The organism is Rhodococcus sp. ARP2 (assembly GCF_001029585.1).
Lineage (GTDB): Bacteria > Actinomycetota > Actinomycetes > Mycobacteriales > Mycobacteriaceae > Rhodococcus_F > Rhodococcus_F erythropolis.
Genome location: NZ_LEKE01000089.1, coordinates 116,824 through 128,367 on the forward strand (window position 1 = coordinate 116,824; position 11,544 = coordinate 128,367).

Annotated in this window: 8 protein-coding genes and 1 pseudogene; 5 read left to right on the forward strand and 4 right to left on the reverse strand. The window is 62.4% G+C overall.

Going from position 1 to position 11,544, the window contains the following annotated elements:
• The first annotated feature begins 104 nt into the window (after positions 1-104).
• A complete protein-coding gene (locus tag ABX74_RS24440; protein ID WP_047889876.1) occupies positions 105-3,575 on the forward strand; it encodes an indolepyruvate ferredoxin oxidoreductase family protein in 3,471 nt (1,156 codons plus the stop codon).
• 78 nt (positions 3,576-3,653) lie between these two features.
• Here ABX74_RS24440 and ABX74_RS24445 read toward each other — a convergent pair whose 3' ends face one another.
• The 3 genes from ABX74_RS24445 to ABX74_RS24455 all read right to left on the reverse strand — a co-directional run bounded on the left by ABX74_RS24445 (position 3,654) and on the right by ABX74_RS24455 (position 7,342).
• Positions 3,654-4,313, reverse strand: a complete 660-nt coding sequence (locus tag ABX74_RS24445; RefSeq protein WP_047889877.1) for an LppP/LprE family lipoprotein — start codon at positions 4,311-4,313, stop codon at positions 3,654-3,656.
• A 97-nt stretch (positions 4,314-4,410) separates the two neighbouring features.
• Positions 4,411-6,075: an amidohydrolase gene (locus tag ABX74_RS24450; protein ID WP_047889878.1), complete on the reverse strand. Its 1,665-nt coding sequence runs from the start codon at positions 6,073-6,075 to the stop codon at positions 4,411-4,413.
• 16 nt (positions 6,076-6,091) lie between these two features.
• Positions 6,092-7,342: an MFS transporter gene (locus tag ABX74_RS24455; RefSeq protein ID WP_082148552.1), complete on the reverse strand. Its 1,251-nt coding sequence runs from the start codon at positions 7,340-7,342 to the stop codon at positions 6,092-6,094.
• Positions 7,343-7,558: 216 nt separating this feature from the next.
• On the opposite strand from ABX74_RS24455, the gene ABX74_RS24460 reads away from it, so the two are divergent.
• A complete protein-coding gene (locus tag ABX74_RS24460) occupies positions 7,559-8,188 on the forward strand; it encodes a TMEM175 family protein (protein WP_019745022.1) in 630 nt (209 codons plus the stop codon).
• On the opposite strand, the gene ABX74_RS24465 is transcribed toward ABX74_RS24460, so the two are convergent.
• The gene (locus ABX74_RS24465) at positions 8,185-8,769 is read right to left on the reverse strand and encodes a CGNR zinc finger domain-containing protein (protein ID WP_047889879.1); all 585 of its coding nucleotides are present in this window, start codon (positions 8,767-8,769) and stop codon (positions 8,185-8,187) included. The genes ABX74_RS24460 and ABX74_RS24465 overlap by 4 nt on opposite strands.
• 102 nt (positions 8,770-8,871) lie before the next feature.
• Here ABX74_RS24465 and ABX74_RS24470 point away from each other — a divergent pair, with 102 nt between their 5' ends.
• From ABX74_RS24470 to ABX74_RS24480, 3 genes and pseudogenes are all read left to right on the forward strand, one after another.
• Positions 8,872-9,774, forward strand: coding sequence for an NAD(P)-dependent oxidoreductase (locus ABX74_RS24470; RefSeq protein WP_047889880.1), 903 nt, complete (start codon positions 8,872-8,874; stop codon positions 9,772-9,774).
• A gap of 122 nt (positions 9,775-9,896) precedes the next feature.
• A pseudogene (locus ABX74_RS24475) lies at positions 9,897-10,969 on the forward strand (MFS transporter).
• 12 nt (positions 10,970-10,981) lie between these two features.
• Entirely contained in the window at positions 10,982-11,497 is a 516-nt protein-coding gene (locus tag ABX74_RS24480; RefSeq protein WP_019745018.1) for a hypothetical protein, read from the forward strand.
• Positions 11,498-11,544 lie beyond the last annotated feature (47 nt).

Here is an 11,544-nt window from a genome sequence, read left to right on the forward strand (position 1 = left end):
CGCTTTCACATACCTCGACCACGATCATCTGAACAGATCGAGTTACGCGGTTGTTGAAAATGCACGGTAGTTGAAATGCACTGCAGACGGAACGGTGGTCCACGATGACTGAACTGGTGTCGGGCGTAGCCCAGGCCAAGCCCTATGACCTCGATGATCGGTACCGGTCGGGATCGGGACCGGTGTTGCTGACCGGTGTTCAGGCAATCGCACGCGGTTTCGTCGAGCAGCACGTTCGCGACATCCGGGCTGGTAAGCGTATTGCCACTTTTGTCTCCGGTTACCAGGGCAGCCCCCTCGGCGGCGTCGACAAGATGCTCCACGGCATGCCCAAGGTTCTCGCGGAACACGACATCACCTTCATCCCCGGCTTCAACGAGGAGCTCGCTGCCACCGCGGTATGGGGAAGCCAGACGGATCTCCCGGCCGGAACCGCGACCCACGACGGCGTGACCGGCGTCTGGTACGGCAAGGGCCCCGGCGTCGACCGCGCTACCGACACCATTCGCCACGCCAACATGTACGGCGTGAACCCCAAGGGCGGCGTCGTCCTGCTGGTGGGCGACGACCCGGCGTCGAAGTCCTCCACGGTTCCGGCCGTCAGCGAGCGCTCGCTTGCCGCGATGGGTGTGCCGGTTCTCTTTCCGCGCAATGCCGAAGAGATCATCACGATGGGTATGCACGCCGTTGCACTCTCGCGGGTGTCCGGTTGCGTCGTAGCGCTGAAGATCGTCGCCGACGTCGCCGACGGTGCCTGGACGATCGACGGCAGCATCGCGGACTTCGACATCGTGGTTCCGGAAGTGCAGTTCGAGGGCAAGCCCTTCGTCTACAAGCAGCGTCAGATGGCTGCGCCGCCGGACAGTGTCATCGCCGAGGCCGATCTGTACGGCCCGCGATGGGATCTTGTTCACGCGTACGGAACTGCCAACAACCTCGATGTGATCGAGGTCAACCCCTCCGGTGCGAAGATCGGTATCGCCGCCACCGGTACAACTTTCGACTCCGTCCGCCAAGCTCTGGCAGACCTCGGCGTCGATGATGCGGCGCTGCACCGCGCCGGGATCCGTCTCCTTCGCATCGGAATGTGCTACCCCGTCGTGGGCGAGAAGATCAGGGAGTTCGCCGAAGGTCTCGAGCAGATCGTCGTGGTCGAGGACAAGACCGCGTTCATCGAAGCTCAGATCCGGGAAGTCCTGTACGGCACCGACGATGCTCCTCGCATCATCGGCAAGCGTGACGGCCAGGGCCGTCTGCTCATGCCTGCCAGTGGTGAACTGACCGCAGGCCGGCTGCTCGCCCCGTTGCGGCGCGTACTGAAGCCGCACGTCGAGCTCAAGCGCACCCTCCCGGCACCGCTGTCACTGAACGTGCTCTCCGCCAAGCGAACCGCGTACTTCTGCAGTGGGTGCCCCCACAACCGTTCCACCGCTATCCCCGAGGGTTCAATCGGCGGCGGCGGAATCGGTTGCCACACACTCGTCACCATGTCCGGCCGTGAGGACAGCGCTGTCACCGGCCTGACGCAGATGGGCGGCGAGGGCAGCCAGTGGATCGGGCAGGCACCGTTCACCGACGTGCCTCACCTGTTCCAGAACATCGGCGACGGCACCTTCTTCCACTCCGGTCAGTTGGCTGTCCAGGCATGCATCGCCGCAGGCGTGAACATCACCTACAAGTTGCTCTACAACGAAGTAGTAGCGATGACCGGTGCACAGGACGCAGAAGGTGCCCTCTCCGTTGCTCAACTCAGCCACAAGCTGACCACCGAGGGCGTCAAGCAGATCATCATCTGCGCCGACGAGCCTTCGCGCCACAACAAGCGCGCCCTCGCCAAGGGCACCAAGCTCTGGCACCGCGATCGCCTCGACGAGGCTCAGAAGGAGCTTCGCGAGATCAAGGGCGTCACCGTACTGATCTACGACCAGCACTGTGCGGCCGACGCTCGTCGCCAGCGCAAGCGTGGCACGCTGCCCACTCGCAACACTCGCGTCGTCATCAACGAGGCAGTGTGCGAGGGCTGCGGTGACTGCGGTGTGAAGTCGAACTGCCTCTCGGTCCAGCCCGTGGACACCGAGTACGGTCGCAAGACGAAGATCGACCAGACGTCCTGCAACACGGACTACACCTGCATGGACGGCGATTGCCCTTCGTTCGTGACCGTCGAACTGGTGCCCGGCAAGAAGGCTCCCAAGGCCGCACGTCCCGTCCCGCCCGTCGTCGCAGATCCCGATTTCGGACCGCTCACCAGCACGCAGAACGTGTTCCTCGCGGGCATCGGCGGCACCGGTATCGTGACCGTCAACCAGGTGCTCGCAACGGCGGCACTGCGCGCCGGCCTCGAGGTGGAGAGCCTTGACCAGATCGGCCTGAGCCAGAAGGCCGGACCGGTTGTCTCGCACCTGCGTTTCAGCTCCAGCGCGCTCGAGCCGTCCAACCGCCTCACCCCGGGCAGCGCGGATTGCATCGTCGCCTTCGACCTGCTGACCGCGACGGACAACAAGAACCTCGACTACGGCAACGCCGAGAAGACGGTCTCCATCGCATCGACGTCGCAGACGCCGACCGGAGACATGGTCTACGACAAGGCTGTTCGCTACCCCGAGGAGACGTCACTCCTCGCCCGTCTCGACAAGGTGTCGCGCACCCTGCGCTCGTTCGACGCACTCGCCGCGGCACAGGAGTTGTTCGGTAACACCGCAGCCGCCAACTTCCTGCTGATCGGTGCTGCCTACCAGAGCGGTGGACTTCGTCTGCCGGCCGAGGCCATCGAAGAAGCGATCGGCATCAACGGCGTTGCCGTGGACGCGAACATCGCGGCATTCCGTTGGGGCCGTGCAGCAATTGCCGACACTGCAGCGTTCTCGGCCGTCACCACGCTGGCCAAGTCCGTCCGCGAACCCGTTGTCGCACCGGCTCACATGTTCGCCGGAACCACCTTCACCGGTGAAACCCTGCGACTGGTCGAACTGCGTGCGGCACAGCTCATCGAGTTCCAGTCCGTCAAGATCGCCCAGCGCTACATCGATCAGGTTCAGGCAGTCTGGACTGCTGAACGTGCCGCAACCGAGCGGACCGATTTCAGTGAAGCGGTCGCCCGCGGCCTGTTCAAGTTCACCGCGTACAAGGACGAGTACGAAGTTGCTCGCATGCTGGTCGATCCTGCCTTCATCGAAGACGTCAAGTCGCAGGTGCCGGCCGGGGAGAACCTGACCTACAAGCTCCACCCCCCGATCCTCCGAGTGATGGGCCGCAAGAAGAAGATCGGCCTCGGGCCCAAGTCGCATGTTGCACTGAAGGTTCTGGCCAAGGGCAAGAAGCTGCGCGGTACCAAGCTCGATCCCTTCGGCTACATGCACGTCCGCAAGGTCGAGCGTGAACTGCTCGCCGAGTACGAGGCCATGATCGCTGATCTCTCTCGTACGCTCGCAACCGACGGATACGATCGCGCCGTCGAGATCGCGGCGCTGCCGGACGTGGTTCGCGGCTACGAGGACATCAAGCTCGGCAACATCGAGCTGTACAAGACTCGCCTGCGCGAACTCGGTGTCGGTAGTAGGAGCGCCGGCGAGTAGATCGAAGAAGACTGTGCCCCAGCGACCGTTGTCGCTGGGGCACAGTTGTATTCAGAGCTGTATCGTACGGAAACGGGTTCAGGAGGGCGGGAACTGGCCGTCGGCGACCACAGCGCTGCCGTTCCACGTGAAATTCACGATATTCGGTCCGCCTTGAGGGCAGCAGAATGCGTCGTCGTCGAGCAACCATCGGTATTGGACGGACACCGAATTCCTGTTGCTGTCGATGACGTGTGTGTACGAGTACGGCTTGCTGGTAGCCGTGCCCAGGTAAGTCCCGTCGTGGAAGAACAGGACGTGTGACTGATACGTCGCATCGCCCACGCCGTCACCATCGACCGAAACCCAGAGCATGTCAGGACAATTACCGATCTGCTCCTCGCTCGCGGATCTCGGTATCCAGCTGCCGCCGTTGACGTCGGTTCCCAAGGTGCCGATTGCGTCCGTGACGACCGGGGAGTCGACGTCGACACAGGGACCTGAAGCCGGGACTGCAGGCGTCGTCGCCGGCACGGATTCGCTTGCTGGGGTGCCCGATTGCGGCGGGGGAGAACTCGTTACCGTCGTCCCGGATTCGTTTGCCGTCGAGGTCGCCGACGCCGTTGAGCTTGACGCTGTTGAACTAGCCGCCGCCTCGGGTGTTCCCTCGGTCGACCCGCAACCGGCGACCATCAGGGCAGTGGCCGTCACCAGTGCCGAGACAGCGACGGCGGCCGAAATCGGAGCTTTCCTGCGCATGCGTCCTCCAGAGAGTGTGGGTTCACGTGTTCAAGTCCCTCCCTCGTTCTGTCGCCGGGCCGCATGCGTGCGTTATCGAACAACTGATAACGATCAGCTATCGGGCTTCGGTGTTGACGGCTTCGGTGTTTGTGGCTCGAGCGGAGTCGTATCGCACGGATCCGGCAACCACGGTCATCGCGATTTCCGTGGTCAGGAGAGAATCGACCCCTTCGGTGAACGGATCTTGTTTCAGTACGACAAAATCGGCTGCTTTTCCCCGAACCAGTTGGCCGGTCACATCTTCCCACCGGCACGAGTAGGCAGCGTCGCGGGTTGCGTGAGCCAGCGCGTCCGCGAGGGGGAGTGCGTACCCCGGCAGGTTGGGTGCCAGTGACGGATCGATTGCGGATCGACGGGTGGTGGCGATGAACATGTTCGGCAGCGGCGGGTGGGGCGCCGTCGGAGCGTCCGAACCCAACGCCAGAACCGCTCCGGCCTCGGTGAATTCGGGCCAGGGGTACGCGCGATTCACCCGGTAGTCGCCGAGCATCGCCTGCCAGTTCTCTTGGATAGCAGGGTCAGCGTGAACCGGTTGCATCGAGGCGATGATTCCCAGGCGGGCAAGCCTTTCGACGTTGTCCCGGGTGATGGACTCCAAGTGTTCCATTCGGTGCCTGCGGGGAATGTCTCCGTTGGCGGCGATCGCGTACTCGAGTGCCGTCAATCCGATCTCCGACGCCTCGTCGCCGATCGCGTGCATCGCGATCTGCAGGCCTGCGGCGTCAGCGGCTGTCACGACGGGGATCAAGGACTCGAGATCCCAGACGGGCTCGGCGTTGGTGCCGTCAGAGTACGGCTCTTTCATTGCGGCAGTGCAGCTGTCGATCACACCGTCGATGATGATCTTGATTCCGGCGATACGGAGCCACGGACCTTGGACGCGCTCGTGGAGTTCGATCACGTCGTGAACTTGTCGGACGTTGTCAGCCTCGTTGTCCTCGCGGGTCATCAGCCAGTGAGCCGCGACGCGCAGCGGCAATGTGCCGTCTCCTGCACCCAATGCTCTTTCCAGCGAAGCTAATTCGTCCGCGCCGAGAGCCATGTCGACCGCGCCGGTCACGCCGTCCTCGAGATAGTGGCGGAACGCGAGCGCGAGGGCGGCGTCCCGGTCCTCGTCGGATGCGAGCTCCGCCAGTTTCGGCCAGACGTAGAGCATCATGGCGGTCTCGTACAGCATTCCGGTGGCTTCTCCGGTGTCCGGATCCCGGCCGATACGACCGCCGATCGGATCGGGCGTGCCCGCGTCGATGCCGAGTTCTCGCAGTGCTGCAGTGTTCACCCAGACCGAATGTACGTCGTTGGCGTCGAGGTACACCGGGCGATCGGGCACGACGGCGTCGATCATCTCTCGCGTCGGGTGCCCTCCATCCAGCGCGGAGAACAACCAACTGCGACCCAGCAGACGTGGTGCGTCCGGGTTCGATTCCGCGAATTGCTTGATGCTGGACTGAATGTCGGCGAGATCGGTGGCATCACGCAGATCCAACTTCTGCAGCGCGAATCCCATCATGACCAAATGTGTATGGGCGTCGACGAAACCGGGTAGCACGACGGCGCCTTGGAGATCGATCACCTCGGCGTCGGGAGCCAGGATATCGGCATAGACGGTTTCGCCCACGAATCTGAGCTTGTGGTTCTCGACGACTATCGATTCGGCCCATCCGTCGTCGGCAGCCGTGAAGATCTTTCCGTTGCGGTAGTGAGTGATGCTGTCATTCATGACTTCTACGTGATCCTTACGCGATGACGGTAGTAGTGATGGCGGCGCTGTGGTGACGATACGCACCCTCGGTACGTGCGGAGAGTCGGGAAATCAAGGCGAACGGGACTAATAGAACGAAGCTGATCCCGGAGATGATGACTCCGAAGGTCGGATACCCGAGGCTGGCCGTCACCGAAGTGCCGAACAGTGGCGCGAACGCGGAGCCGATGAGGTAGGTGCCCAGTAGTGGGGCCGACCATCGGCCGGCGGCGTCGAGCGCGGCCGAGATGGCAACCAAGACGATGAACGTGGCCGCGTAGACAGTGTTCCAGGCGATGACCAGTACCAGGTAGATCGTGGGATCGGTGGTGAGGCTGGCAGACAGCTTCAGGATTGCCCCGAGTATCAGTAGCACGGAGATCGATACTGTCCGACTGACCCGAGAACCCAACGCGGTCAAAGTAACAGCCGCGAGCACGCCACCCGCCGTTGATGCGCTCAGCGCGAGACTCATTTGTTGATCCGAGAGTCCGGCGTGCTCGGAACCCATGATGCCGAGTACTGCCCACAGTGAGTCTTCGCTGATCGCCCAGACTGCAAGCATCGCGAGAAATGCGGTTCCGGCAAAAGTGAGTCGTTTCGCGCTTACCCCGACGGGGAGAGTGGTGGTCGTCTTGGCGGACTTCGCCGTCTCCGGCGACTCTTTCACCGGGGATGACGGCAACCAGGTGACCGTTGCTGCGGTAGCCAGTGCCAGGACTGCGACGATGCCGAATGCGTTGGTCATGTGTGTGCCGAGGATGGGTATGAGAGCGAGGACGGCTGTGACGACGACACGGTTCACGAGGCCGCTGATGCTTGACGCCCGGTCCGGGTTCGTGAGCGCGGCCAGTGCCGCTCCACCAACGGATGCAGATCCACCAGCGCCGATGCCGCCGACGATGATCGCGGTACACGCGATCATCGTGGACGGTGCGATGGCCGCAACGCCGAATGCGGCTGCCATTGCCATCAGGCTGACGCGGCCGAGGAGATGACGATGCCGACCCGATGCGATACGAGTGGTGGCGAGGCAGGTGAACGCGCAGACCAGCAGCGATGCGGTCAGGACGGCACCGGCGGCGGATTCGGTGACACCGAGGTCCTCGACCATTGCCACGATCATCAGGGGGATGAGGTTCGCGGTGATGAATCCCATGACACCGATGCTGAAGACGGCAATACCGCGGTTGGCGGTGAGTGGAACCCGGTCGGACTGCGTAATCGCAGAAGCGTTGATTGGCACTAGGGCAACCCCATGTCCTGAAGGGGGTGGCGGAACCGACCCCTGATGGCGTGATGCGAGTCACTTAATGAATGTGATTCGTTAAGTATGGGGATGGGCCCTGCGTCGGTCAAGAGGTATAACGAATTTGATTCGTTAATTGTATGTTTCGGGATACCGCCTCCCGCAAAGTGGCGTCGCCGGTCTGTTTCTTGTTGTGAGGCTTATGCTTCCGCAATGGCTGAGATTGCGGAACGCACCCGCTACTTCGAGCGCTACGTCACTTTCGTCGACGCGATTGTCGCCATTGCGATCACGCTGCTCGTCCTGCCGCTGGTTGAACTCACCAGTGACCACCACGGCACCACGTCGGAACTCCTGCGCGATCACGCTGCGCAGTTCTATTCGTTCGCCCTGAGCTTTCTGGTGATCTTCCGTCTCTGGTGGTCGCAGCATCGGCTGCTTCGTTTCGTGGTCGACGGAGACAAGGTGGTTGTGCGCGGGCTGGGGTTGTGGGTGATGACCATCGTGTTCTTGCCGTTCCCGACTGCGCTCGTTGCGGCGCCGTCGCAGGATCTCGGAACCAGGGCTCTCTACATCGGGACAATGGCAGCCAGTGCTGCGTGCCTGGCGGTGGTCGCGTGGGGTCTGGTTCGCAACCCTTCGTTGAGCGAAGAGAATGCGAAGCCGCATTTCACCGCTGAAATCGTCACTTTCCTGATCATGGTTGTGGCGCTGCTCGTCAGTGTGCTCGTTCCGGTGACGTCGTACTTCCCGCTGTTTCTTCTCCTGCTGTCGACGCCGATCGAGAAGCTGTGGAACCGAGTGGCGGCGAAATGGAGTCGCGGTGAAGGTGAGATGAGCTAGTCGGCGCGAGCGGTCATCGCGGATTTCTTGGCTTTGTTTCCGCAGATGTTCATCGAGCACCAGCGTCGGTTGTTGCCGCGGCTGGTGTCGACGTAGAGGCCGGTGCACCCGTCGCCCTGGCAGGCTTTGACGCGGTCGTGGTCGGGTCCACCGAGCACCGCGATCGCGTCGGCAGCCACTATCGACAAAGCGTCGCGGATCGGATTGTCTCCGGCTGATTTCCAGAGGGCCCGGCCACTCTCGAGGACGAGGTGGGCATCACCGAGTTCGGATGCGGTGTTGACGATCCCGACATCGGCGCGTGAGGCGCGGCGGTCCTCGCATACGGCGGTTCCGATGCGATGAATGGCCTCACGTAAATCCTGCGCGCCGCGGAGGTCGTCTTCTGTCGCGGTTGCTGGGGTGTCCATCAGATCGTTGGCGCGTAACCATAATTCGAGTCGCTGCGGGTTCGTGAGTCGTTCGAACCTCGAGCCGTTCCGATTGGTGAGGGTGGCGGTGAAGCGGAAGGCGAGCGTGTCGTTGTCGAGTCGAAACACGTCCCGAGCGGATTGATCAGCTCCTGCTTCGTTCACTTTCATCCTCCTTTGTGGCGAACCATCTCAACCGGTTCGACAGTAACTGTACCCGTGTGAGAGTGTTGAACCGTCTTAGACGGTTCAACACTTTCGAGAGGGAATTCCATGACTTCTGTTTCCGTGGTCGGTTTGGGTGCGATGGGTTGTCCCATCGCTCGAAATCTGATGGGTGCAGGCTTCGACGTGACGGTGTGGAATCGCAGCACTGAAGCGGTAGCCGAATTGGTCGCGGAAGGGGCGACCGGCGCGAAAACCGTTGCCGAGGCATTCCAGTCCGGTGTTGTGCTGTCGATGTTGGCGGATGATTCGGCCGTGTCTGCGGCCATTCTGGATCCCGCCGTACTCGCATCCGTTCCGACTGGAACCGTGCACGTCAACATGGCCACCGTCAGCGTCGGCCTTGCCAAGCGCGCCGCCGCACTGCACGCCGAGTACGGCATCGGGTACATCGCGGCGCCGGTATTCGGACGCGTTTCTGTTGCTCAGGCTGGCCAGTTGAACATCATCGCCGGCGGCGACAGTTCCCTCCTCGAGCGAGTGCAACCCTTCCTCGACGTCATCGGGGCTCGCACGTGGCCACAAGGTGAGCGTCCGGAGCAGGCCAACATCGTCAAGATCATCGGTAACTACCTCATCCTCGCCGCGATTCAATCCTTGGGTGAGGCAATCACATTGGGGGAGAGGTCAGGTGTGGACGGAAGCCAACTCGTAGAACTGCTGACCTCGACGATCTTCCCGGGGCCGGTCTACTCGAGCTACGGGAACCTCGTCGCGACGCGTCAGTACGAGCCTGCAGGATTCACCACCGCTCTGGGCCTCAAGGATTTGAGGCTTGCGCTCGACGCCGCCGACAGCGTCGATCTGGATTTGCCGTTCGGCGGCGTACTTCGAGGCGCGCTCGCTCAGGCTCTGGCGAACGGTCAGGGCGAGATGGACTGGGCGTCGATTGCAGAACTGGTCCGTTCCGGCCAGCCGGGTGAAGGCAGTCCCGAAACGCCGACGAGGTGAGCGCGAGCTCTGACGGGACTGCGACTTCGGCGCTGGCGGAGACCGATTCCGTCCGGACACTACCGCTGGCCGGGTTGTCGGCACTCGCAATGGCAGGTTTCATAGCAATCACAACCGAAACCATGCCGGCCGGACTACTGGTGCAGATCGGGTCAGGACTGTCCGTATCTGTCTCCGGCGCCGGGCAATTGGTCACTGCATACGCGTTGGGCTCTGTCGTCGGGGCGGTACCACTGATCGCATTGACCCGAGGACTGCGACGGCGTGCTGTCCTGGTGTCGGCGACTGTTGGATTCGGTGTCTTCAATCTGGTGACAGCGCTGTCGTCGAATCTTGTTCTCACCTTGGGTGTTCGGTTTCTGGCGGGCATGGCAGCAGGTGTGGTGTGGGGTTGCTTGCTGGGTACGCACGCAGGATGGCGCCCCTTCGTCTGCAGGGGCGGGCCGTTGCGGTTGCCTCCGTCGGACAGCCGATCGCGCTGGCAATCGGCGTTCCGATGGGTGCGTGGCTCGGGACCCTGGCCGATTGGCGCGTAGTCTTCGCCGTGATGTCGGTTGCTGCGCTACTTCTGGTCGTGTGGATACTCACGGTGATGCCGGACTTTCCCGGGCAACAAGCGGATCGGCAGCTGTCGGTGCGGAAAGTCCTGGTCCTGCCGGGCGTACGACCGATTCTGTTTGTCGCGTTCTTGTGGATCTTCGCGCACAACATCGTGTACACGTACCTGGCGGCGTTTCTGGATCGCATCGGTTTCGGCGATCGGTTGGGAATCGTCTTGTTCGTGTTCGGACTTTTCGCCTTCGTGGGCATCGGTGTGGTCGGGGTGTTTGTCGACCGGGCCCTTCGAAGTCTCACCGTGCTGAGCTTGGTGGTCTTTGCCGCAGCTTTGACCGCGTTGGGCGTCGGCGGTGACAGCTTCGCAGTGATCGCACTCAGCGTTGCGGTATGGGGCGTGGCATTCGGAGGCGCTCCCACTGTCCTTCAGACTGCGCTCGCCGACACGACGGGCGACGCTGTGGACACTGCGCAATCGGTTTTCGTGACGATCTTCAATGCGGCGATCGCAGCGGGCGGCGTCGTGGGCGGGCTGATCTTGGCGGACAGGGGTGCGGGAGCGTTGCCGTTGGTTTCGCTGGTGCTGATCGTCGTCGGTGTTCTTGTGGTCAGTATCCGACAATTCGGACATAGCTTGTGATTCACTTCACGCATGCGAAAGTCATTGCTGGTGGTTGCTCTCGTTGCTACGTGGTTTGTCGCCGGAGCGATGCCCGCGGGGGCTGCGGATGCGAACTGGTCCGGTGATTACTCGCTCAAGCGTTTCGCCGCGACCAAGACGGGCACAAGTCTGGCCGCCAGCCAGTGGGAGCCGGATTTCTCCGATACATACACGTTCGAGACGGATTGCTCGAGCGGAGTCTGTATCGCCACAGTGGTCGGCGGTCCGGCTCCCGCCAATCCGACGTTGCCGCAGCCTGCGCGATACACCTGGGACGGAACCAGTTGGGTGCACCCCTATGACTGGGAGTGGGATTGCTACCAGGGGGAAGGCGTGCCCAAGGTGTGGGCACCGGCGCACTCCGAGGCGTATTACACACCTCAGCCCGATGGCAGTCTGAAAGGTTCGTGGCGTACCGACATCGCGAGTGGTCCCTGCGAGGGATCGGTGATCATGCACGTCGAGGCGTACCCGGTCGGTCGATCTACCGGATCCTTCGGTAGTTGAGAACGATCTGTGGCCCGAAGGTGTTGAAGCAAATCTGAGCCCGCGGG